Origin of the sequence: Pseudonocardia sp. CA-107938 (genome assembly GCF_050936315.1) — a bacterium.
Classification (GTDB): domain Bacteria; phylum Actinomycetota; class Actinomycetes; order Mycobacteriales; family Pseudonocardiaceae; genus Pseudonocardia.
In genome coordinates this window covers 1,216,511-1,236,488 of record NZ_JBNJNA010000001.1, presented here as the reverse complement: position 1 = coordinate 1,236,488, position 19,978 = coordinate 1,216,511, and the positions used below count along the sequence as shown (strand labels likewise).

Here is a 19,978-nt window from a genome sequence, read left to right as displayed (position 1 = left end):
CACCCGGGCGGAACCGGCTGGCGAGCGGTCGATACACTGGACCGCACACGCCGCCTTAGCTCAGTCGGTAGAGCAACGCACTCGTAATGCGTAGGTCGTCAGTTCAATTCTGACAGGCGGCTCCATTGTCCCTGGTCAGCGTCCCTGGTCAGCGTCGCTGGCCTCGGCATGCCGAGCCCGTGGCTGGTTCCGTTGCCTCTTGTTCAGGTGTTCGCGCTGGTCAGAGCCTTGCAGGCGTGGGCCTCCCCGCCGTTGGGGATGATAGGGAGGTCGGCGCACGGAGGCGGATCGTGTTGCCGGTGAGCGACGCATTCGTGGAGTTCCAGGCGTGCGCGGCCGGTGGTCCGCTGGGATCAGGGCAGCAGGGTGAAGGCGTCGGTGTGGCGGGGACGCACGGTGTGGAAGTGGCGGCGGTCGAGGGTGGCGATCTCGGTGATGCCAAGGCGTTCTGCCACGGCGATGACGGCCGCGTCGGTGGTGCCGAGGGGGAAGTCGGCGTAGGTCTCGACGAGCTCGGCCATGCGTTCGTAGTCGGTGAGTTCGAGGTCGACGATCGTGACGGTCTGCGCGACGACGGAGCGCAGAAGCGCTGCTTCGGTCTTGGCTCCGCCGGCGCGAGCCAGGAGGTAGCCGACCTCGGCAACGACCGGCGCTGGAACGAGGATGGCGCGGCGGGCCGGTGCAGGCCCGTAAGCAGATCGGTGCAGGCCCGGTTGTCCTGGTCGTCACGGTCGGCAGCGGCGACGAGCGGGCCGGTGTCACAGACGATCACTCAGGAGCATCCGAAGCCGTCGGCGAGCAGATCCTCGTGGTTGCGTCCGAGGTCGGTGCGGCCGCTGGAGAACGACGCGAACCACGCTGGGGGCCACGCGGCGGTCGGCGTCGGCTCCTGCTGGCGGCGGGCCTCGGCGAGCACGGCGGGAACGCGGTCGTCGGGTAGCTCCTCGACCAGACGCTTCAACTCGTCGCGCTCGGCGCTCATGCTCCGAAGATAGCCGGCATGTGAACGCATTTGCTCGAAGCGCGTCCGTGCCAGCAGTTGTCGGCTCGGGGTGTTGTGACCGACCCACGGCCGTGGCCTCCTTCGTGGCCTCCAACAACGGCGCACGGTGCGCTCGGGTGCGCATGGTGGGACCAATGACGTGCACGGATGGACTGCAGGTGCACCGTGAACCCGCCGAGGAGAATTCTCGTAATGCGTAGTCGTCAGTTCAATTCTGACAGGCGGCTCCACTCGTGACCTGCATCGATTGCAGATCACGCAGATCGTCTTCCAAGATCGATGAAGCAGTGGTTGCCGGGTCGATCCCGACGTCGGCACGTCGGGGCGCCTCGTCTGCCAAGAACTGCCGTCGCGGTGAGCGGCTTCCGCTCCGTCTCACGCCTGATGGGAGTCAGGCGACCGTCCAGGTCCAATCCTCGACGGTGGCCACGATGTCGAGTGAACCGCCGAGAGCGTCGACGTGGGCGCTCCTAGTGTCGCGTAAACGATGTTCGTTGACCTGGTCTGCAGTGGTCGAGTAGGTCGTCGGCGGTCTTGGTCCAGACGAACGGGTGGCAGCGTTCGTTCCAGCCGTCGATGAACCGGCCGATCGCGGCGATCAGGTCCTTGACGCTGCTGTAGCTGCCGCGGCGGATGGCCTGGCGGGTGATGATCGAGAAGAAGACCTCGACCAGGTTCAGCCACGAGCCCGAGGTCGGGGTGAAGTGCAGGGTGATCCGCGGGTTGCGGGCCAGCCACGCGCGCACGGCAGGGTGTTTGTGGGTGGCGTAGTTGTCGACGACCAGGTGCAGTTTCCGCCGCGGGTAGGCCTTGGCGACCTGTTTGAGGAAGCGCAGGAACTCCTGGTGGCGGTGCCGTGGCAGGCACACCTGCTCAACTCTGCCGGTGGCAACCTCCAGCGCGGCGAACAAGGTGGTGGTGCCGTGGCGGACGTAGTCGTGGGTCTGTTTCTCCGGGATCCCGGGCCGGATCGGCAGGATCGGCGCGGTCCGATCCAGGGCTTGGACCTGGGACTTCTCGTCCACGCAGAGCACGACGGCCTTGTCGGGCGGGTTCAGATACAGACCCACGACGTCGCGGACCTTGGCTTCGAGTTCGGGGTCGGTGGAGAACTTGAACGTCTCGGCCTTCCAGGGCTGCAGCCCCCACCGGCGCCAGATCTTGCCGATCCACACGTGCGAGATCCCCAGCTCGACACCGAGCAACCGCGACGACCAGTGCGTCACCGCGAGCCGCTCCGGTGGCGGTTCCAGCGTCGCGAGCACCACCGCGACCTCGTCGATCACCGCCGGCCGGCCCGGCTTCGGGCGATCCTCCAGACCCGCGATGCCTTCTGCGGCGTAGCGCTTCTTCCACCCGATCACCGTCGGCTTCGATACCCCGACCCGCTCCACGATGTCCTTGACCGCGACCCCGTCCGCGGCCAGCAGCACGATCCGCGCTCGCTGCGCGAGCCCGGCCGGAATCGAGGTAGCACGCAACCACGACTGCAGAACCTCACGATCCCGCCCCGGCACCTCCACCGACACAGTCAACGCCACACACCATGATCCCGCGAAGCAGCCTGCCGGTAAAGCTATCTAGTTACCGAGCCACTAGCATGGGCTGATGGAGTCCGCGGCCGGGTGGGGAGTGGTGCTGCCGCGGGCTGATCGGCTGGCCGGGGTTCGCATGGCCGGGTTCCGGGACGGCGGCGCGGGTCAGGTCGATGTGCGGGTGGTGCCGCACCCGGCCGTGTCCATGGTGTTCGAGTTCGGTGCCGGGCCGCTCGTGGTCGACGCGCGCAGTGGCCGGGAGGAGCGGGGGAACCTCGCCGTCGGCTACCTGCACAGCGCCGTCCGGGTGCGGGGTCGGGCCGTCGAGTGCGTGCAGGTGCGGTTGTCGCCGACCGTCGCGTACGCGGTGCTGGGCGTCTCGCCAGCCGAGCTGGACCACCTCGCCGTCACCCTCGACGACCTGTGGGGTCGCGACGCCGCGCAGCTGCGGGAACGGCTCGGCGATGCGCGGTCGTGGAGCGAGCGGTTCGACCTGGTCGAGTCGGTTCTCGCCCGCCGATGTGCGGCGGGCCCGACGGTGGACCCCGAGGTCGCGTGGGCGTGGTCGCGGATCACCGGCAGCGGCGGCCGCGTCCGCGTCGACGGGCTGGCGGCAGACCTCGGCTGGAGTCGTCGACGGCTCTGGTCGAGGTTCCGCGCGCAGATCGGGCTGCCGCCCAAACGGGCGGCGAAGCTGGTCCGCTTCGACCGTGCGGTGCACCGGCTGGCGGCCGGGGGCGACCCGGCCGGGACCGCCGCGGCCGGCGGCTACGTCGACCAGTCCCACCTGCATCGTGACGTGCAGGAGCTCACCGGCATGACGCCGGGCGGTGTCGCGTCCGAGGTGTGGCTCGCCGTGGACGCGCTGGCGTGGCCGGCCACCGGTCGCGCGCCGAGTCCATCGGGTGCGCCGCCCCGCGGACCGGCCGGTCCTTGACCCCGCCGGTGTGGATTCCCGCGGTGTCCCGGACCGGTGAGCCGGCCGGTCAACTACCGGCCAGCAGGCGTCCCACGAGGTCGCGGCGGGTGCGGACGCCGACCTTGTCGAACACCGACTTGAGGTGGTCCTGGACCGTGTTCTGCGAGATGTGCAGGGTCTCGGAGATCGACCGGGTCGCGGCACCGCGCAGCACGAGCCGGGCGACGTCGAGCTCGCGCGCGGTCAGCCCGTAGGCGGCCAGCAGGATCCCGAGCGTGGAGTGGGGTTCGGCCGGCTCGACGACGACGGCGATCCGGGAGTGCTCGGTCGAGGCGCGCAACCGGGACGCGTGCAGGTTCAGCCAGCCGCCGTCGGCTGCGCGCACGCGGACGCTGGGCGGCCGGTCCGTCGGGTCCGCGCTCGTGAGGGCAGCGGCGACGGAGTAGACGCTCAGCGGGAGCGGCAGCCCGGTGGCGTCGTGGCCGATGAGCGGAAGCAGCTCGTCCGCCTCCGGCGTCGTCGCCACCAGCTCCATCCGGTCGTCGAGCAGGACGACGCCCGGCCGGCGGGACGACGGCGGCGCCGGCGGGTGCAGGAGCGCCGCCTGGCGCAGACCGTGTGCGATGTGCGGCGCGACGCGGCGCACGAGATCCACGTCCGCGGCGGTGAACCCGCGTTCGCCGTCTTCGCGGTGCAGGCACAGGTAACCCCAGCACGCACCGCCCACGACCAGTGCTGCACGCAGCTCGTCGCCGAGCCCGATCGGCCGCATGAGGTCGCGGTAGCGCTCGCTGGCCATCCGCTCGCGCCGCGTCGCGGCGTCCAGCGAGGAGACGTGGCCGCGGGCCCGCACCAGCGACGTGAAGGTGTTGACGTCGGCGCCGCCGAGCTCGTTGTCGAGGAACGACGAGGCCAGGGCGGCGAGCGGTTCCTCGCTGTCGGCCGAGGTGAACAGCAGGGTCTCAGGGTCGGCGGTCGCGAAGAACGCCGCGTCGACGGTCATCGCGGAGCGCAGGGTCGCGAGGACCCGACGGCGCAGGTCGGCGAGCTCGAGACCGTCCTGGCACGCGCGGAGCACCGCGCGTTCGGTGCGTTCCCGCCGGCTGTCCATGTGGCCAGTGTCACGCCTGCGTGAGCCGCCGAAAACCCCAGATCGCTGGGATGTCCCCGCACGCGGCGACGCTCGACGCTTGCGGCATGACCACACAGACCGCCAACAAGGACCTCGTCGACGCCTTCATCCAGGAGCTCTTCACCAAGGGAGACCTCTCGGCCGTCGACCGGTACCTGTCTCCCGACTTCGTCAACCACGACCTGCCGTTCCCCGGGCTGCCGGACGGTCCGGAATCAATGCGTGGGGCAGCCGTCATGATGCGCACCGCGATGCCGGACTGGCGCAGTGACCTCGAGCAGCTCGTCGAGGAGGGCGACATCGTGGTGGAGCGGTTCACCGCGCACGGCACCCACCAGGGCGAGCTCATGGGCGTCGCCGGCACTGGTAAGACCGTCACGCTCCGCGGCATCAACATCTTCCGCATCGCCGACGGCCGCATCGTGGAGCGGTGGGGTCGACTCGACGAGCTGGGGCTGCTGCGCCAGCTGGGACTCGCCCCGGCGTAGCGGAGCCGCGGTCGTCGGGTCGTGCGGGTCGGATCCCCGACGTGTGGCGGATGCCAGGGCGCACGCGTCGACGGATGATCGGAGTCCCGAACCGCCTGGAGGACTCCGTGAGCTACGCGTTCGATCCCGAACTCGCCCCGGCGATCGCCATGCTGCCCCACGTCGAGATCGACGACATCGCCGAGGCCCGCGCGACCATCAACGCGATGTTGACCGAGCTGGGGTCCGCGGACCCCAGCGGGGTGGACGTCCGTGACGAGCTCGTGCCGGGCCCGGAGGGTGCCCCGGACGTCCCGGTGCGGATCTACACGCCGCATCGGCGCACGGCACCCGCCGCCGTCTACGACATCCACGGCGGCGGCTTCATCATCGGCAGCATCGACATCGACCACGCCGCCAACCTCCAGTTCGCCCGCGAGCTCGGCGTCGTCGTCGTGTCGGTGGAGTACCGCCTCGCCCCCGAGCACCCGTTCCCGGCGCCGCTGGAGGACTGCTACGCGGGGCTGGTCTGGACCGCCAAGAACGCGGACGCGCTCGGCATCGACCCCCAGCGCATCGCCATCCACGGCCAGAGCGCGGGCGGTGGGCTCGCTGCGGCGACGGCGCTGCTGGCCCGGGACCGCGGCGGCCCGGCGCTCGCGTTCCAGTACCTCGGTGTGCCGGAGGTCGACGACCGGCTGGAGACCCCCAGCATGCGCCAGTTCGTCGACACGCCGGTGTGGAGCCGGCCGCAGGCCGAGTTCAGCTGGGACTCCTACCTGGGCGGGCCGGGTCGCCGCGGCGGTGCCGACGTGCCGGTCCACGCGGCGCCCGCACGCGCGACCGACCTGTCCGGGCTGCCGCCCGCCTACATCTCGGTCATGCAGTTCGACCCGCTGCGCGACGAAGGCATCGCGTACGCGCAGGGCCTGCTGGCCGCCGGGATCCCGACGGAGCTGCACCTGTTCCCGGGGACGTTCCACGGGTCCGCGATCGTGCAGCAGGCCGCGGTGACGCAGCGCGAGGTGGCCGAGGCGATCGTGGTGCTGCGCCGCGGCCTCGGCCTCTGACGGCCGATCAGTCCTGGCCGAGGCGCAGCGCCAGCACGGCGAGCCGGGCCCGGAACCGGCCGTCGGGTTCGTCGAGGCGCACGCCCAGCGCCTGCTCCACGTGCGCGAGGCGGGCGGCGACCGAGCTGTGGTGCAGGTGCAGCTGCGCCGCCGCCTGGCGCAGTGACCCCGTGCGGCAGAACGTCTCCAGCGTCGTGACGTCGAGCACGCCGGACGGGGTGCCGGCGAGCGCGGAGAGGGCGACGACGTCGGGCTGTGCCAGGAGCCGCTCGCGCGGGAGCTCGGCGAGCAGCGCCACCACCCCGAGCGCGTCGTAGGCGGCGACGGCGTCGGGCCCGCCGGCCACCGCGAACCGGACGGCGTGCCTGGCCTGCGTCCAGGACCGGTGCGCGGTGCCGCCCGCGGTGGCCCCGCCGATGCCGACGCGCACGCCGGCGGCCGGGTGCAGCTCGCCGGGCCCGCTCGCGCTCACCAGCGCGGCGGCGAGCCCGTCGATCACCGCGACGCGGAGTGGAGCCGCGCGACCGAGCAGCTCGACGGCAGCGGCACGTGGCTCGGGCGCGGCGACGGCGAGCACCCGCAGCGGCGCGGCGGGATCGACGCCGAGCAGCCGCAGGGCGCGGACGCGGTCCTCGGACGCCTCCCGCTCGGAGAGCACCAGCTCGACGAGGGCCGGATCGGCCAGGTGCGCGGCGGGTCCGCCGAGCAGCCGGGCGGCGATCGCGAAGCGCTCCAGCACCAGGTCGTCGAACGGACCCGGCCCGCCCGGCCGCTCCAGCCAGACCCGCCCTCCGCCGGTCAGGTCCAGCGCACCCGCCGGCTCGGCCGGACCGGTCACGGGCGTCCCGTCGGGGGCGAAGCGCAGCAGCGGTGTTCCGGGGCGCTCCATGCCGGCCGGGCATTCGGCGAGCGCTGCGGTGGCCCGTACCAGCTCGGCCGGGCCGGCCCGGAACTCGATGAGGTTGTCGAAGTACGCGATGACGCGCACCGCTGTCTCCGCGCCCACGTCGAGTGCCGACAGCCGCAGCAGCAGGCCCTTCACCAGCTCAGGATAGGGCGACCGCGGGCCGCGGCGGCGACGTTCGGCTACCGGGTGGTCGCGAACTGCTCGCGGTGGCGGCTCGGGCTGGTGCCCAGCACCTCGCGGAAGTACCGGCGCAGCGACGCGGCCGAGCCCAGGCCGCTGCGGTGCGCGACGGTCTCGATCGGCAGATCCGTGGTCTCGAGCAGCGTGCGGGCGAGCTCCAGGCGCCTGCGCAGCAGCCACTGGCCGGGGCTCTCGCCGGTGCGGTCCCGGAACCGCCGGGTGAACGTGCGCCGGGACATCCCGGCCCCGCCCGCCGCCCACTCGTCCAGGTCCAGTGGCTCGCCCAGCCGCGCGCCGGCCCACTCCATCGCGGCGCCGATGTCGTCGCGGGCGCGGGCTGCGCGGATCGGGGTCGTGACGAACTGGGCCTGCGTCCCGTCCCGATGCGGGGCCATGACCAGGCGTTTCGCGACGCGCGCTGCGACGGCCGCGCCGAGGTCGCGACGGAGCAGGTGCAGGCAGCAGTCCAGTGACGCGACCGTGCCCGCCGAGCTGACGACGTCGCCGAGATCCGTCCACAGCACGTCGGACCGGACCCGGATCCCGCGGTGTCGGACGGCGAGGTCCTCGGCCCACTTCCAGTGCGTGGTCAGCTCCCGACCCTCGACGATGCCGGACGCGGCCACGACGTAGGCCCCGAGGCACAGCGACACGATCCGCGCGCCGCGGCGGTGCGCGGTGCGGAGCGCACCGATCAGGTCGAGCGGCACCCCGCGCTGCGGGTCCCAGCTCGGAACGATGATCGTGTCAGCGTCTTTGAACGCCTCCAGCCCGTGCCGGACCGCGAGGTCAAACCCGTCGCCCAGGGTGGGCAGGGTGCCGGGCCGCACTGCGCAGACCGTCAGCCGGTAGGCCGGCTCGTCGAGCTCCTCGTCGACGTCCCCGTCGTCGTCGACGGCACGGAAGACGAGGTTCGGCACCGACAGGTGGAACGGGCTGATCCCGGGGAACGCGAGCACCGCGATCTTGTGGGGCACGGAGGTGACGATACGCGGAGAGTGGCCCGATCTGCACGGGTGTTGACCTCCGGGCCACTTTTCGCGGAACAGCACGCAGGTTGGGATGGACCCATGACCGTTACCGCTCTGCACGTCGGCGGGCCCACGCTCGTCCTCGACCTGTCCGGCATCCGCATCGTCACCGACCCGACGTTCGACCCGCCCGGCCCGCACCCGGTCGGAGCGCGGGTGCTGGTCAAGCTCTCCGGGCCGGCGGTCGCGGCCGGTGATCTGGGCACCGTCGACCTCGTCCTGCTGTCGCACGACCACCACCCGGACAACCTGGACGACGCCGGCCGCGCGCTGCTGCCCGCCGCAGGCCGGGTGCTGTCCACCGAGGCGGCCGCCGAGCGGATCCCCGGGGTGCGCGGGCTCGCGCCGTGGGAGGCCGTCGAGATCGACACGCCAGAAGGCCCGATGGTCGTGACCGCCGTCCCGGCACGGCACGGCCCGCCCGGATCCGAAGCGGTGGTCGGCCCCGTGATCGGGTTCGTGCTGCAGCCCGCAGCCGGGCCCACCGTCTACGTGTCCGGGGACAACGCCTCGATCGGGATCGTCGAACGGATCGCCGAACGCTTCCCTGCCGTGGACCTCGCGGTGCTGTTCTGCGGCGCGGCCCGGCGGCTCGACATGGCGGAGGCCCTCACCCTCACCGCTGTCGACGCCGTGCTCGCGGCCAAGGCGTTGGACGCTCGGCGGGTCGTCCCCGTGCACGCGGAGGGCTGGCTGCACTTCACCGAGAGCGTCGGCACGGTCGCGAGGGCGTACGCGGAAGCCGGCCTGGCGGACCGGTTGACGGTCCTCCAGGCCGGCGTCGCGACCGAGCTGTTCCCAGCGGAGGTCAGTGCTTGATCAGGTAGAGCGCGGTGCGGACGATGATCAGCAGGTCGAGCCCGATCGTCCAGGTGTCGGCGTAGTCGTTGTCGACGGCGGCGCGGTCGGCGATGGAGGTGTCGCCGCGCAGGCCCTTGACGACGGCGAGGCCGGTGAGGCCGACGGGGACGCGGTGGCGGGCGGCGTAGCCGGGGATGGTGGCGGAGAACTGGTCGACGAAGTGCGGGCGCTCGGGGCGGGGGCCGACGAGGCTCATGTCGCCGAGCAGGACGTTGACCAGCTGGGGGAGCTCGTCGATGGCGGTGGCGCGGATGAAGCGGCCGACGCGGCCGAGGCGGGCGTCGTTGTCGATGTTCCACTTGACGTCGCCCTCGCCGGTCTCGGGCTTGAGCGAGCGCAGCTTGTAGAGGGTGAAGTGGCGGCCGTACTGGCCGACGCGGGTCTGGCGGAAGATGACGCCGGGGCCGCCCTCGATGCGGACGGCGATGGCGGCGATCAGCAGGATCGGCAGCACCAGCAGCAGTCCGATCAGGGCACCGGCCACGTCCATGGCCCGCTTGACGAGCCGCGCGCCCGACTGCTGGGGCAGTGCCAGCGCGGGGAGGGCCGGGAGCTGGAGGGTGGCGGTGTCGTTCATGCAGAAAGGATCGCGCCGAGCACCCCGTCCGCACTCTCCCCGCGGCAGGCACACTCCGCGCGCGTCGGGGTAAGCCCGCTCTTACCGTTCCGGTACCGCTCCGATCCGGCTCAGCGGCGCAGCTGCGCCGCGAGCGTGCCGGCCGACCCGAACAGCCGCTCGCGCCACGCCTCCTCGAGGGCGGTGGTGTCCCGCCGGTCGGGGTGGAAGTCGACCCGGTTGAACAGCGGCATCCGCGCCACGATGCGCCGCAGGAACGAGCCGCGGCCGAACACCATCTCCATGCCAGCGGCGAGGTCGCCGGGTCGCTCCCACACCCGCTGCTGGATCATCAGCCCCGCCCAGCCGATCAGCGCCGCCGGTGCCACGAGCGCGGTGACCAGGCCGAACGCGAGTACCCGCTCGCCGCGGACGTTGCCGATCGTCTCGTAGACGTCGTAGGTGACCGACTTGTGCTCCAGCTCCTCCAGCGCGTGCCAGAGCCACAGCTCGGCGATGTCGGGGTGGATGCGCTCCTGGAACGTCTCGTCGGCGAGCAGCTCCTCACCCATCAGCGCGGTGAAGTGCTCCATCATCGCGGTGCACGTGATGCGCTGGCGGGCCGGCAACTGGTCGAGCACGCCCAGCGCGATCTCGATCGCCTTCTCGGCGACCGTGAGGTCGAAGCCGCGCGCGGTGAACGCCTCGTTGAGCCGGTCGTGCTCGCGGCTGTGGATCACCTCCTGGCCGGTGAAGCCGCGCACCTCGGCCTGCAGCCGGGGATCGGTGACGCGGTCGCGGAAGGCGACCACCGACCGCACGAAGAAGTCCTCCCCGGGCGGGAAGATCGCCGACAGCATCGCGAGGAAGCACGTCGCCGTCGCGTTGTCGGCGTAGGCCCAGCGGGGCAGCTCCGCAGGCAGCCGGAAGTCGAGCTGGCGGGGTGGGATACCGACGTCGGCACCCCTCAACCTCGGGTTGCGGGCCAGGGCGTCGGTCATCGTCGTCCTCCACCGGTCAGCGGTCGGGCGCCTTCTGATGGCGCCCGACATCAGAGTGAACGCCGTCACGCGACCACGTCAAGTCGTGATGGCCGTGCTCGCGGAAACCCGAGTTCGGGCACTCCCGCTACGGCAGCGTCGTGCCGGCCTTCCGCGACCCGGGCGCGCGCACGCGTTCCGCGACGAAGGGTGAACGCGGTCGGGGGATCTGCGTCAAGATGGACCGATGCCGACCGGGACCGGGATCTACGGAGGGCGCACCGCCGAGGAGCGGCGCGTCGAGCGGCGGACCCGGCTGGTCGAGTCGGCGTCGGCCATCTGGGCGGAGCAGGGGTGGGCGGCGGTCTCGATGCGCGGGGTCTGCGCGCACGCCGGGCTGGTCGACCGCTACTTCTACGAGAGCTTCGCCAACCGGGACGCGCTGCTCGTCGCCGTGTGGGAGCAGGCCCGCGACGACATCGCCGACCTGATCGTCGACGCCATGACCGGCCACGAGGACGACCCGTTCGCCGCGCTGCGGGCGGCTGTCGCGGCCGTCGTCGGCCACATCGACGACTCGCCGGAACGCGCGCGCATCGTGCTCGCCGACTGTTCCGGCTGCGAACCCCTGACCGACGCCAGGGCCCGCGCACTGGAGACCGTCACCAACCTGCTGCTCGGCCTGGCCCGGCCCTACCTGACGGTGCCGGACGACCTCGCCGTGCGCATGACGACGCTGCTCGCCGTCGGGGGCTTCGTCGAGCTCGTCACCGCGTGGAAGGACGGGCGGATCGAGACCGACGCCGAGACGGTCGTCGAGCACGTCGCGGGGATGGCGACGCTCCTCGCCAGGCAGTACATCGCCGAGCGTTAGGCCTCGGCCTGCCGGTCGGTGGGGGTGCCGGCCATCGCCTCGACGAGGTCCTCCCTGGCCCGCGCGACCCGAGACCGGATGGTGCCCACCGGGCAGCCGCACACCTCGGCGGCTTCGGCGTAGCTCAGGTCGAGCAGCTGGGTGAGGACGAACGCCTCGCGGCGGTCGGTGTCGAGCGCGTCGACCAGTGCCCGCAGCACGATCGCCTCGTCGGCGGCCGACCGCACGGCGCCGGGACGGGCGGTGGCCGCGACGGCCTCCCAGTCGTCGACGCCGTCGGTGCGGGGGCGGCGCTGGGCGGCGCGGACCGCGTCGACCGCGACGTGCCGGGCGATGGCGAGCAGCCAGGTGCGGGCCGGGGACCGTGCCTCGAAGCGGGGCAGCGCCCGCAGCGCGCGCAGGTAGGTCTCCTGGGCGAGGTCGTCGGCCTCGGCAGGGCTCGCGAGATGGGTCAGGAACCGGTGCACATCGCGCTGGGTGCGGCGGACGAACTCCGCGAGCGCCGCCCGGTCGCCGGTACCTGCAGCGACGGCGCAGGCCGTGGTTCGGGCGTCGTCGGACCGGTCGTGCACGTACGGAGCGTAACCCGGGAACCAGGCGGGTGCCGAGAGCGACTTCTCGGTCATGGGGTGCCTGGAGTTCCGCAACGCGATCTCGGCCCGGCTCGACGGCGAGGAGCAGCCGAGCGAGTCGGCCGCTCTGGACGCGCACCTGGCGACCTGCGCCGACTGCGCGGAGTACGCCGACCGGGCCGCCCGGATCACCCGGCTCACCCGCACCCGGGTCGCCGAGCCGGGGCCGGACCTGGTCGCGGCGGTCCTCGCGGCCGCGCCTCCGCCGCCGCGCCGGCGGCTGCGCGCGTTCCCCGTGCGGATGGCGCTGGGCGGGGTCGGGGTGGGCCAGTTCGGGCTCGCCATCAGCGGGATCGTGGTGGCCGGGCACCACGCGGACATGGACGCCGCGCAGCTGGCCGGCGCCGGCATCGCGCACCTCACCCACGAGAGCGCCGCCTGGAACCTCGCGTTGGCCATCGGGTTCCTGTGGGCCGCCACCGGTTCGACGCGCCCGTCCGGCCTGGTGCCGATCCTGTCCGGGTTCGTCGGGGTGCTCACCGTGCTCAGCGTGCTCGACGCGATCCGCGGCGGCGTCGACCCGACGCGGCTGATGTCGCACGGCCTGGTCGTCCTCGGGCTGGTGCTGCTGGTCCTGCTGCAGCGGGCGACGCGCGGCGGCGGGGGCAGCGGGCTGCGCTCGTCCGAAGGCCTCGCAGGCTGGGGCACGGACGCACGACCCGGTCGGGGCGGGGGCTCGTCCGCGACCGGCGGGCTGGCCCCGACCGGGCGTGACCTGGCGGCGTGACACGCGCGCCGTGTAGCGTCGGTTCCGTGACTGCCGGGTCGGCCTCGAGCCACGAGCGGATGGGTCACCCGGCCGCGGCGTGACCTCCCGGCGGGCCCGTGGCCCGCCCGTTCCTCCTCTCTCGCGATACCCCCTACCTGCGTGAACACGTGTCCGCGCAGGCGCTCCGCCATGCCCGAGAAGAGGAGAAGAACGCTTACATGATCGACGTCAACGGCCCGGTGATCGAGGAGTTCCGGGCCAACGGTGGCCGCGTCGGCGGATGGTTCCGCGACGCCCGGCTGCTGCTGCTCACCACCACGGGGGCGCGCACCGGCGCCCGGCACACCGTCCCGCTCGGCTACCTCCCCGACGGGGACGGCCGGGTGCTGGTCATCGGCTCGGCCGGGGGTGCGACCCGCGACCCCGCATGGGCGCACAACCTGCGGGCCCTCCCGCAGGCCACGGTGGAGGCGGGCGCCTTCACCTACCTCGCCGACGCTGTCGAGCTCGTCGGCGCCGAGCGGGACGCGGCGTTCGCCAGGGCCGTGGAGGCCGATCCCGGCTGGGCGGCCTACGAGCAGCGGTCCGGCCGGCAGCTGCCGGTGTTCGCCCTGGTCTCCGTGCCGGGCCCGCCCGCAGGCGGATCGTTCGCGGACGTCCTGCGCGGCGTGCACGACGTGTTCCGTCGCGAGCTGGAGCTGATCCGCGCCGAGGCCGCCCGCAGCGGGGCTCCCATCGGTGCCCAGCTGCGCGTGAACTGCCTGACCCTCTGCACCGGCCTCGGCAACCACCACCTGGGCGAGGACCGGATGCTGTTCCCCGGACTCGCCGCGCAGTACCCGGAGGCGGAGTCGCTGATCGCCCGGCTGCGAGTGGACCACGAGCGCATCGCCGCGCTCGTCGCCGCGCTGCGGGCGGCGCTGGACGGCGAGCCGGCCGACGTCGTCACGGAGGTCGACCGGCTGACCGCCGAGCTGCTGCGCCACCTCGACGACGAGGAGGCCTGGTTGCTACCGCTGCTGGAGTGACTGCCAGCGCGTGACCCGCTGGACGACGGCGATCGCGAGCCCCGCCGCGACGACGGTCAGCAGGCCCTGGACCGTGCACAAGCACCGCAGCGGTGTGCAGCGCGGGCACGGTCGGCTCGATCCGCGATGTCATGACCAGCACGTACAGCACCCACGTGCTGGTGGCCGTCAGCCACCACGCGGTCACGAGCGCGGTACCGGCGGGCTGCCCGCTGCGGGCCGCGCTCGCGCGCCACACGTCGGCGACGACGCGACCGGGGACCGCCAGGTTGGCGAACGGCACGAACCAGCCGCCGACGGCCCACCCCGCGGTGTGCCGATGCTGCCCGAACGGCTCGACGTTGGCCCGTGCCCGCACGAGCCAGCCGATGAACAGGCCGGCTGCGACGGCGGAGACGAGCACCGCGACACCGAGCCCGATGGAGCTGCTCTTCATCGGTCCGATGCCGGTGGCCGAGACGCCCGGGGCGCCGGCGAAGCCGTCCGAGGTGAAGAGCCGGGCGTAGGTGCCGTAGCTGGTCCACGCCCAGACGTGCACCGCCCACGCCCACGCCACCGCGGCGATGCCGAGCATCACCGAGGTGGCGGCGGCGAGGCCGCCGAGCGGGCGCAGGACGGGTGGAGCTGCGGGATGCATGGGCTCTCCTCGGTCGGTCCTCGACCGGGGAGAGCCGCTCAGCGTCGGGTCGGTTGGCGAGCTGTGGCGCGGCTCACAGATGGGGTGCGAGCTGGCTCAGGTCGGCCGGGGAGAGGCGGTCGCTCGCCGTGTTGCGGTGGTGCCAGAACGGGTAGCGCAGCGGCTCGCCGCTGACCTCGTCCAGGGCCGCCATGTCCGCGTCGGAGAGCTGCAGTTCCGCGGCCGCGAGGTTGTCGGCGAGCTGCTCGGTGGTGCGGGCGCCCACGATCAGCGACGTCACGCCCGGCTTGCGCAGCAGGTAAGCCAGCGCCACCCGCGCGGCGGACACACCGTGCCCGTCACCGATCTCGACCAGCTTGTCGATCGTGGCGTAGAGCTTGTCCTCGTCGTTGACGGGCGGCTCGCTCCACGCGGAGAGGTGCCGGCTGCCCTCCGGGCCTTCCGGGTTGCCGTCGGCACCGCGGCGGTACTTGCCCGACAGGAGGCCGCCGGCGATGGGGCTCCACACGAGGATGCCGACGCCCTGGTCGATGCACGCCGGGACGATCTCGGTCTCGATGTCGCGGCTCTGCAGCGAGTAGTACACCTGCTGGCCGACGAACCGCTCGTAGCCGAACCGGTCGCTGGTGCCCAGCGCCTTCATCAGCTGCCACGCGGCGTAGTTCGAGCAGCCGATGTAGCGCACCTTGCCCTGGGTGACCAGGGTGTCCAGCGCGGAGAGGGTCTCCTCGAGCGGGGTCTGGCCGTCCCACTCGTGCACCTGGAACAGGTCGATGCGGTCGGTGTTCAGCCGGCGCAGGCTCGCCTCGCAGCCGCTGATGACGTGGTGGCGGGAGAGGCCGGCGTCGTTGGGACCGGAACCCATCGGCATCCGCACCTTCGTCGCGACGAGCACGTCGTCGCGGTTCTTGCCCAGCGCCTGCCCGACGATCTCCTCGGACAGCCCCGCGGAGTAGACGTCGGCGGTGTCGATCAGGTTGACGCCCGCCGCGCGGGCCATGTCGATCTGGGTGCGGGCGCCGTCGACGTCGATGGTGCCGACGTTCTTGGCCCACCCGGTGCCGCCGAAGCCCATGGTGCCGAGGGTGAGGGTCGAGATGCGCAGGCCGGATCGGCCGAGCTGCCTGTACTCCATGCCATCGACCCTATGCGGGTGCGGTCAGCGCATCTTGGTGGCGCCCCGGCCGGCGTCCGGGTCGCTGCTGCCCGGCCACCAGTAGCCGGGGACGCTGCGCTCGCAGAGGGCGTCGACGCGGTCGCGCACCTCGCCGCCGAGCTCGTCGGGGATCTCCCCGTCCAGCACCGGCGACTCCAGTTGCTCCAGCAGCACACGGACGTCGCCAGGGTGCAGCGCGAGCTCCTCGGCCAACTCGTCGACGGTCATGGGAGCAGGATCGCACGCAGGTGTCGATCCGCGCGTCGCCCGTTCGTACAGGGGGTAGGACGCAACCCCGAGGAGGCCGCACGTGCAGTACATGCTGAACATCTACGAGCCGGAGGGCGCCAGGTCCGCGGGCGCCCCTGCCCAGGACATGGTCGCGCTGGAGAAGCTGAACGCCGAGATCGAGGCGGCCGGTGCCTGGGTGTTCTCCGCCGGCCTGCACGAGCCGTCGGCGTCCACGGTGGTGCGCAGCACCGACGGCGAGGCCCTGGTGACCGACGGCCCGTTCGCCGAGGCGAAGGAGTACGTGGGCGGGATCATCGTGATCTCCGCGGAGGACCTCGACGAAGCGCTGGCCTGGACGCGCCGCATGGCGGAGCTGATCGCCCCGATGGCCATCGAGGTGCGGCCGGTCGAGATCACGCGGTGAGCACGTGACCGACGAGATCGCACGGATCTTCCGGGCCGAGCACGGTCGGGCCGTCGCCGTGCTCGCCCGGATCACCGGCGACCTCGACGTCGCCGAGGACGTGGTGGCCGAGGCGTTCGCCGCAGCCGTGCGCCGCTGGCCCGTCGAGGGCGTTCCGCCGAGCCCGGCCGGCTGGATCGTCACGACCGCACGCAACCGGGCCGTCGACCGACTCCGCCGCGAGACCACCGGCACCGAGCGCCACGTCGAGGCCGTCCGGCTGACCCCCGTCCCGTCGGAGAACCCGGAGGACGCCGTGCTCGCCGCCGATGAGCTGCCCGACGACCGCCTCCGGCTGATCTTCACGTGCTGCCACCCGGCGCTGGCGATGCCGGCGCGGGTGGCGTTGACGCTGCGGATGCTCGGCGGGCTGTCGACCGCGGAGGTGGCGCGCGCGTTCCTCGTGCCGGAGCCGACGATGGCCCAGCGCCTCGTGCGGGCCAAGGGCAAGATCCGTGCCGCGCGCATCCCGTACCGGGTACCGCCTGCGGCGGAGCTGCCCGACCGGTTGCGGTCCGTGCTGGCCGTCGTCTACCTGGTGTTCAACGAGGGGCACACCGCGTCCGCCGGCCCCGAGCTTGTGCGCGCCGAGCTGTGCACGGAGGCGATCCGGCTCGGGCGGCTGCTGGCCGCACTGATGCCCGACGAGCCCGAGGTGCTCGGCCTGCTCGCGCTGATGCTGCTCACCGACGCCCGCCGCGCGACCCGCGTCGACGCCGACGGCGTGCTCGTCCGCCTCGCCGACCAGGACCGCAGCCGCTGGGACCGCGACCTGATCGCCGAGGGGCACGGGCTGGTGCGCAGCTGCCTGCGCCGCGCGCGCCCCGGCCCGTACCAGGTGCAGGCGGCGATCCAGGCCGTGCACACCGACGCCCGGACGGCGGCCGCGACGGACTGGCGGCAGGTGCTCGCGCTGTACGACCAGCTCCTCGCCCTCGCCCCGTCCCCGGTGGCGGCGCTCAACCGGGCGGTGGCGCTGGCCGAGGTGGCCGGGCCGGCCGCCGCTCTCGCCGTCGTCGACGGGCTCGTGCCCGAGCTGGGCCGCTACCCGCAGCTCCCCGCCGTGCGCGCGGACCTGCTGCGCCGGCTCGGGCGATCCGCCGAGGCCGCCGGCGCGTACGCGGAGGCGGCGGAGCTGGCCGGCTCGGAACCCGGACGCCGGTTCCTCGAACGGGCACGGTCGGAAATGTCGGTGTCAACCCTTAGGGTGGCCCCGGAAACGTCTCGAGGGGGCCGCGCATGACCGAACTCGCCGCCGACGCCGGTACCGGCGACCTCGGCACCGTCGAGCAGGCGATGGCCACCTACCGCACCGAGCTCACCGGCTACTGCTACCGCATGCTCGGCTCGTCGTTCGACGCCGAGGACGCCGTGCAGGAGACGATGGTGCGGGCGTGGAAGTCGTTCGACAAGTTCGAGGGGCGCTCGTCGGTGCGGTCGTGGCTCTACCGCATCGCCACCAACGTCTGCCTCACGTCGCTCGACGGCCGCAACCGCCGCGCCCGGCCCATGGACTTCGGCGGCCCCGGCCAGCCCGAGGTCTCCCAGCTGGGTGATCCGCGCGGTGAGGCCACCTGGCTGCAGCCGATGCCCGACGCGCTCGTCGTGCCGGAGGACGGCGATCCCGCCGAGCTGGCGGTGGCGCGCGAGTCGATCAGGCTCGCGTTCGTCGCCGCGCTGCAGCACCTGCCGGCCAAGCAGCGGGCGGTGCTGATCCTGCGCGAGGTCCTGCAGTGGAGCGCCGCGGAGGCGGCCGAGCTGCTCGGCACCACCGTGGCCGGGGTCAACAGCGCGCTGCAGCGGGCACGCGCCACGATGTCCGAGCTCGACACCGGCCGCGGCGACGTGCTCGGCGAGCAGGACCAGGAGCTGCTCGACCGCTACGCCGACGCGTTCCAGCGCTACGACATCGAGGCGATGGTGGCGCTGCTGCACGAGGACGCGGTGCTGTCCATGCCGCCGTACCCGCTGTGGCTCACCGGCATCGAGCACATCCGCACCTGGTGGGAGGGCCCGGGGGCGGCCTGCGCCGGGTCGCGGCTGGTCCCGGTGCGGGTCAACGGCATGCCCGGCTTCTGCCAGTACCGCCGCTCCACCACGGGCAGCGGCCACGACGCGTGGGCGGTGCAGGTGCTGGAGTTCGCCGACGGCCGGCTGGTCGGGTTCAACTCGTTCCTCGAGGTCGCGTCGTGGTTCCCGATGTTCGGGCTGCCGCTGCGGCTGGAGGAGGGCGCGCCCGATCCCGTCCCGGCGCCGGTGCTCAAGGCAAGCTGAAGAAGATCATCGGGTTGCGGGTCGTGCCCCGCGCTCCGGTGATGCCCAGCTCGGCGCGCACCTCCTGCAGGAGCGCGAACACCTCCGGCGCCGCCTGTCGCGACGCCGTGAACGGCGTGATGCCCTGGTCGCGCAGCCACGCCGTCACCACCGAGCCCTCCGACCACGGCCGGGGCCGCCGCCCGGACAGCACGTCGTGCACGCTCACCGGGATGCCGGCCGGCATCAGCGGGAACAGCTCGGCCAGGTACCAGCGGGCGAACCGGGCGCCGTGGTCGGCGTCGACGAAGAGGTAGCCGACGTCGAAGGGCACCTTCGGCAGCGTCTCCCGCACGTCCCCGTGGATGAACGTCCAGCGGTCGGCCAGCACCGCCGGCACGGCGCGGAGCACGTGGTCGACCCGGTCGAACGAGTGCAGCTGCCCGTGCTCGTTGTCGCGCAGCGCCCGCAGCAGCCAGTTCGTCGACCAGCCGTGGAACGTGCCGAGCTCCAGCACGCTCGCCGGGCGGTGGTGGCGCAGCAGCAGGTACGTCAGCTCGGCCTCGATGTCGTCGAGCTGCCGAGGAGCGGTGAACCCGGCCAGCTCGCCGATCACACGTCGCAGGTCGTCGGCGTGCTCGTGGTAGAGCCGGATGGCCAGCGCGGAGTCCACTAGCCCGGCCCGATCCGGCCGACGAGCTCGTGCAGCGAGCCGAGCACCAGGTCGGCGGGCAGGCCGCGCAGGCTCGCCACCGGGCACCCCGCAGCCTGGCCGGCGGCGATGCCCGGCTGCGAGTCCTCCACCACCAGGCACCGGTCCGGCGGGGCGCCGAGCCGCTGGGCACCGAGCAGGAAACCCTCCGGATCGGGCTTGCCGGCGCTGATGTCCTCCACCGTGACCATGAGCGGCGGCACCGCGATCCCCGCCGCGTCCAGCCGGGCCTTCGCCAGCCGGACGTCGGCGCTGGTCACGATCGTCCACGGCACGCTGCGCGCGTCGAGGTCGGCGATGAGCTCGGTCGCGCCCGGCAGGGCCACCACGTCGGCGACGTCGGTGTACTGCAGCTCCAACTGGTGGTCCGCCGCGGCGCGCACGCCGGTCGCGTCCAGGTCGGGGAGCATGCGGCGCACGGTGTTCTCCGCGGGGCTGCCGTGCGCGCCCGCGATCGTCGCCGCCGCATCGACGCCGTGGTCGTTCGCCCACGTCGTCCAGGCGCGTTCGACGGCGGCGTCGGAGTCGACGAGGGTGCCGTCCATGTCGAACAGGACTGCCGCGATCGCTGCGAGCTCCACGGTGCGACCGTAGTGGTCACCCGCCGCAGACCCGCCAGGACGACTGGTGCGCCACGTCACA

24 protein-coding genes and 1 tRNA gene are annotated in these 19,978 nt (G+C 72.9%); 11 read left to right on the top strand and 14 right to left on the bottom strand.

Going from position 1 to position 19,978, the window contains the following annotated elements; genetic code table 11:
• The first annotated feature begins 49 nt into the window (after positions 1–49).
• Positions 50–125, top strand: a tRNA-Thr gene (locus ACQEVB_RS06180).
• Positions 126–353: 228 nt separating this feature from the next.
• On the opposite strand, the gene ACQEVB_RS06175 is transcribed toward ACQEVB_RS06180, so the two are convergent.
• The 3 genes from ACQEVB_RS06175 to ACQEVB_RS06165 form a co-directional block, all read right to left on the bottom strand.
• A complete protein-coding gene (locus ACQEVB_RS06175; protein ID WP_432980178.1) occupies positions 354–623 on the bottom strand; it encodes a PIN domain-containing protein in 270 nt (89 codons plus the stop codon).
• A gap of 149 nt (positions 624–772) precedes the next feature.
• Complete coding sequence (locus tag ACQEVB_RS06170; RefSeq protein WP_432966311.1) at positions 773–982, bottom strand: hypothetical protein; 210 nt, start codon at positions 980–982, stop codon at positions 773–775.
• A gap of 491 nt (positions 983–1,473) precedes the next feature.
• Positions 1,474–2,544, bottom strand: coding sequence for an IS630 family transposase (locus ACQEVB_RS06165; RefSeq protein ID WP_432966308.1), 1,071 nt, complete (start codon positions 2,542–2,544; stop codon positions 1,474–1,476).
• Between the two features lie 67 nt (positions 2,545–2,611).
• On the opposite strand from ACQEVB_RS06165, the gene ACQEVB_RS06160 reads away from it, so the two are divergent.
• Positions 2,612–3,475 carry a helix-turn-helix domain-containing protein gene (locus ACQEVB_RS06160; protein WP_432966305.1) on the top strand — a complete coding sequence of 288 codons (864 nt, stop codon included), beginning with the start codon at positions 2,612–2,614 and terminating at the stop codon, positions 3,473–3,475.
• Positions 3,476–3,524: 49 nt separating this feature from the next.
• Here ACQEVB_RS06160 and ACQEVB_RS06155 read toward each other — a convergent pair whose 3' ends face one another.
• The gene (locus ACQEVB_RS06155) at positions 3,525–4,568 is read right to left on the bottom strand and encodes a LuxR C-terminal-related transcriptional regulator (protein WP_432966302.1); all 1,044 of its coding nucleotides are present in this window, start codon (positions 4,566–4,568) and stop codon (positions 3,525–3,527) included.
• Positions 4,569–4,654: 86 nt separating this feature from the next.
• Between ACQEVB_RS06155 and ACQEVB_RS06150 the strand changes: the two genes are divergently transcribed.
• Together ACQEVB_RS06150 and ACQEVB_RS06145 are read left to right on the top strand one after the other, a co-directional pair.
• Positions 4,655–5,077 carry an ester cyclase gene (locus ACQEVB_RS06150; protein WP_432966299.1) on the top strand — a complete coding sequence of 141 codons (423 nt, stop codon included), beginning with the start codon at positions 4,655–4,657 and terminating at the stop codon, positions 5,075–5,077.
• 74 nt (positions 5,078–5,151) lie between these two features.
• On the top strand, positions 5,152–6,126 hold the full coding sequence (locus tag ACQEVB_RS06145) for an alpha/beta hydrolase (RefSeq protein WP_432966296.1): 975 nt from the start codon (positions 5,152–5,154) through the stop codon (positions 6,124–6,126).
• Positions 6,127–6,133: 7 nt separating this feature from the next.
• On the opposite strand, the gene ACQEVB_RS06140 is transcribed toward ACQEVB_RS06145, so the two are convergent.
• Positions 6,134–7,168 carry a PucR family transcriptional regulator gene (locus tag ACQEVB_RS06140; protein WP_432966293.1) on the bottom strand — a complete coding sequence of 345 codons (1,035 nt, stop codon included), beginning with the start codon at positions 7,166–7,168 and terminating at the stop codon, positions 6,134–6,136.
• A 44-nt stretch (positions 7,169–7,212) separates the two neighbouring features.
• The gene (locus ACQEVB_RS06135) at positions 7,213–8,190 is read right to left on the bottom strand and encodes a helix-turn-helix domain-containing protein (protein ID WP_432966290.1); all 978 of its coding nucleotides are present in this window, start codon (positions 8,188–8,190) and stop codon (positions 7,213–7,215) included.
• Between the two features lie 93 nt (positions 8,191–8,283).
• Between ACQEVB_RS06135 and ACQEVB_RS06130 the strand changes: the two genes are divergently transcribed.
• On the top strand, positions 8,284–9,063 hold the full coding sequence (locus ACQEVB_RS06130) for an MBL fold metallo-hydrolase (RefSeq protein ID WP_432966287.1): 780 nt from the start codon (positions 8,284–8,286) through the stop codon (positions 9,061–9,063).
• Here the strand turns inward: ACQEVB_RS06130 and ACQEVB_RS06125 are convergent.
• Together ACQEVB_RS06125 and ACQEVB_RS06120 are read right to left on the bottom strand one after the other, a co-directional pair.
• Entirely contained in the window at positions 9,053–9,682 is a 630-nt protein-coding gene (locus ACQEVB_RS06125) for a sugar transferase (protein WP_432966284.1), read from the bottom strand. The two genes, ACQEVB_RS06130 and ACQEVB_RS06125, sit on opposite strands and share 11 nt — an antisense overlap.
• 110 nt (positions 9,683–9,792) lie before the next feature.
• The gene (locus ACQEVB_RS06120) at positions 9,793–10,662 is read right to left on the bottom strand and encodes a metal-dependent hydrolase (RefSeq protein ID WP_432966282.1); all 870 of its coding nucleotides are present in this window, start codon (positions 10,660–10,662) and stop codon (positions 9,793–9,795) included.
• 226 nt (positions 10,663–10,888) lie between these two features.
• Here ACQEVB_RS06120 and ACQEVB_RS06115 point away from each other — a divergent pair, with 226 nt between their 5' ends.
• Positions 10,889–11,515, top strand: coding sequence for a TetR/AcrR family transcriptional regulator (locus ACQEVB_RS06115; RefSeq protein WP_432966279.1), 627 nt, complete (start codon positions 10,889–10,891; stop codon positions 11,513–11,515).
• On the opposite strand, the gene ACQEVB_RS06110 is transcribed toward ACQEVB_RS06115, so the two are convergent.
• Complete coding sequence (locus ACQEVB_RS06110) at positions 11,512–12,087, bottom strand: sigma-70 family RNA polymerase sigma factor (RefSeq protein ID WP_432966276.1); 576 nt, start codon at positions 12,085–12,087, stop codon at positions 11,512–11,514. The two genes, ACQEVB_RS06115 and ACQEVB_RS06110, sit on opposite strands and share 4 nt — an antisense overlap.
• A gap of 52 nt (positions 12,088–12,139) precedes the next feature.
• On the opposite strand from ACQEVB_RS06110, the gene ACQEVB_RS06105 reads away from it, so the two are divergent.
• The gene (locus tag ACQEVB_RS06105; RefSeq protein ID WP_432966274.1) at positions 12,140–12,874 is read left to right on the top strand and encodes a zf-HC2 domain-containing protein; all 735 of its coding nucleotides are present in this window, start codon (positions 12,140–12,142) and stop codon (positions 12,872–12,874) included.
• Positions 12,875–13,074: 200 nt separating this feature from the next.
• Complete coding sequence (locus tag ACQEVB_RS06100; RefSeq protein WP_432966271.1) at positions 13,075–13,884, top strand: nitroreductase/quinone reductase family protein; 810 nt, start codon at positions 13,075–13,077, stop codon at positions 13,882–13,884.
• Here the strand turns inward: ACQEVB_RS06100 and ACQEVB_RS06095 are convergent.
• From ACQEVB_RS06095 to ACQEVB_RS06085, 3 genes are all read right to left on the bottom strand, one after another.
• Positions 13,802–14,521, bottom strand: a complete 720-nt coding sequence (locus ACQEVB_RS06095; protein ID WP_432966268.1) for a DUF4328 domain-containing protein — start codon at positions 14,519–14,521, stop codon at positions 13,802–13,804. The genes ACQEVB_RS06100 and ACQEVB_RS06095 overlap by 83 nt on opposite strands.
• Positions 14,522–14,594: 73 nt before the next feature.
• Positions 14,595–15,656 carry an aldo/keto reductase gene (locus ACQEVB_RS06090; RefSeq protein ID WP_432966265.1) on the bottom strand — a complete coding sequence of 354 codons (1,062 nt, stop codon included), beginning with the start codon at positions 15,654–15,656 and terminating at the stop codon, positions 14,595–14,597.
• A 24-nt stretch (positions 15,657–15,680) separates the two neighbouring features.
• Complete coding sequence (locus tag ACQEVB_RS06085) at positions 15,681–15,905, bottom strand: hypothetical protein (protein ID WP_432966262.1); 225 nt, start codon at positions 15,903–15,905, stop codon at positions 15,681–15,683.
• Between the two features lie 91 nt (positions 15,906–15,996).
• Here ACQEVB_RS06085 and ACQEVB_RS06080 point away from each other — a divergent pair, with 91 nt between their 5' ends.
• Genes ACQEVB_RS06080 through ACQEVB_RS06070 form a run of 3 tightly spaced genes read left to right on the top strand, consistent with a single transcriptional unit; the run spans position 15,997 to position 18,645 of the window.
• Positions 15,997–16,332 (top strand): YciI family protein, encoded by a 336-nt coding sequence (locus tag ACQEVB_RS06080; RefSeq protein WP_432980175.1) that lies wholly within the window; start codon positions 15,997–15,999, stop codon positions 16,330–16,332.
• Positions 16,333–16,336: 4 nt separating this feature from the next.
• Positions 16,337–17,614 carry an RNA polymerase sigma factor gene (locus ACQEVB_RS06075; protein ID WP_432966259.1) on the top strand — a complete coding sequence of 426 codons (1,278 nt, stop codon included), beginning with the start codon at positions 16,337–16,339 and terminating at the stop codon, positions 17,612–17,614.
• Complete coding sequence (locus ACQEVB_RS06070) at positions 17,611–18,645, top strand: sigma-70 family RNA polymerase sigma factor (RefSeq protein ID WP_432966256.1); 1,035 nt, start codon at positions 17,611–17,613, stop codon at positions 18,643–18,645. The genes ACQEVB_RS06075 and ACQEVB_RS06070 overlap by 4 nt, the downstream gene beginning before the upstream one ends.
• On the opposite strand, the gene ACQEVB_RS06065 is transcribed toward ACQEVB_RS06070, so the two are convergent.
• Complete coding sequence (locus ACQEVB_RS06065) at positions 18,632–19,297, bottom strand: class I SAM-dependent methyltransferase (RefSeq protein WP_432966253.1); 666 nt, start codon at positions 19,295–19,297, stop codon at positions 18,632–18,634. The two genes, ACQEVB_RS06070 and ACQEVB_RS06065, sit on opposite strands and share 14 nt — an antisense overlap.
• Positions 19,297–19,917: an HAD-IA family hydrolase gene (locus ACQEVB_RS06060; protein WP_432966250.1), complete on the bottom strand. Its 621-nt coding sequence runs from the start codon at positions 19,915–19,917 to the stop codon at positions 19,297–19,299. Before ACQEVB_RS06060 ends, ACQEVB_RS06065 begins: the two co-directional genes overlap by 1 nt.
• Positions 19,918–19,978: the final 61 nt, after the last annotated feature.

Excerpts from the sequence above, each read along its gene's own strand:
- ACQEVB_RS06170 (WP_432966311.1), bottom strand. The coding sequence starts at position 982 with ATGAGCGCCGAGCGCGACGAGTTGAAGCGTCTGGTCGAGGAGCTACCC.
- ACQEVB_RS06160 (WP_432966305.1), top strand. The coding sequence starts at position 2,612 with ATGGAGTCCGCGGCCGGGTGGGGAGTGGTGCTGCCGCGGGCTGATCGG.
- ACQEVB_RS06155 (WP_432966302.1), bottom strand. The coding sequence starts at position 4,568 with ATGGACAGCCGGCGGGAACGCACCGAACGCGCGGTGCTCCGCGCGTGC.
- ACQEVB_RS06150 (WP_432966299.1), top strand. The coding sequence starts at position 4,655 with ATGACCACACAGACCGCCAACAAGGACCTCGTCGACGCCTTCATCCAG.
- ACQEVB_RS06145 (WP_432966296.1), top strand. The coding sequence starts at position 5,152 with ATGATCGGAGTCCCGAACCGCCTGGAGGACTCCGTGAGCTACGCGTTC.
- ACQEVB_RS06130 (WP_432966287.1), top strand. The coding sequence starts at position 8,284 with ATGACCGTTACCGCTCTGCACGTCGGCGGGCCCACGCTCGTCCTCGAC.
- ACQEVB_RS06125 (WP_432966284.1), bottom strand. The coding sequence starts at position 9,682 with ATGAACGACACCGCCACCCTCCAGCTCCCGGCCCTCCCCGCGCTGGCA.
- ACQEVB_RS06120 (WP_432966282.1), bottom strand. The coding sequence starts at position 10,662 with ATGACCGACGCCCTGGCCCGCAACCCGAGGTTGAGGGGTGCCGACGTC.
- ACQEVB_RS06115 (WP_432966279.1), top strand. The coding sequence starts at position 10,889 with ATGCCGACCGGGACCGGGATCTACGGAGGGCGCACCGCCGAGGAGCGG.
- ACQEVB_RS06105 (WP_432966274.1), top strand. The coding sequence starts at position 12,140 with ATGGGGTGCCTGGAGTTCCGCAACGCGATCTCGGCCCGGCTCGACGGC.
- ACQEVB_RS06100 (WP_432966271.1), top strand. The coding sequence starts at position 13,075 with ATGATCGACGTCAACGGCCCGGTGATCGAGGAGTTCCGGGCCAACGGT.
- ACQEVB_RS06095 (WP_432966268.1), bottom strand. The coding sequence starts at position 14,521 with ATGCATCCCGCAGCTCCACCCGTCCTGCGCCCGCTCGGCGGCCTCGCC.
- ACQEVB_RS06090 (WP_432966265.1), bottom strand. The coding sequence starts at position 15,656 with ATGGAGTACAGGCAGCTCGGCCGATCCGGCCTGCGCATCTCGACCCTC.
- ACQEVB_RS06085 (WP_432966262.1), bottom strand. The coding sequence starts at position 15,905 with ATGACCGTCGACGAGTTGGCCGAGGAGCTCGCGCTGCACCCTGGCGAC.
- ACQEVB_RS06080 (WP_432980175.1), top strand. The coding sequence starts at position 15,997 with ATGCTGAACATCTACGAGCCGGAGGGCGCCAGGTCCGCGGGCGCCCCT.
- ACQEVB_RS06070 (WP_432966256.1), top strand. The coding sequence starts at position 17,611 with ATGACCGAACTCGCCGCCGACGCCGGTACCGGCGACCTCGGCACCGTC.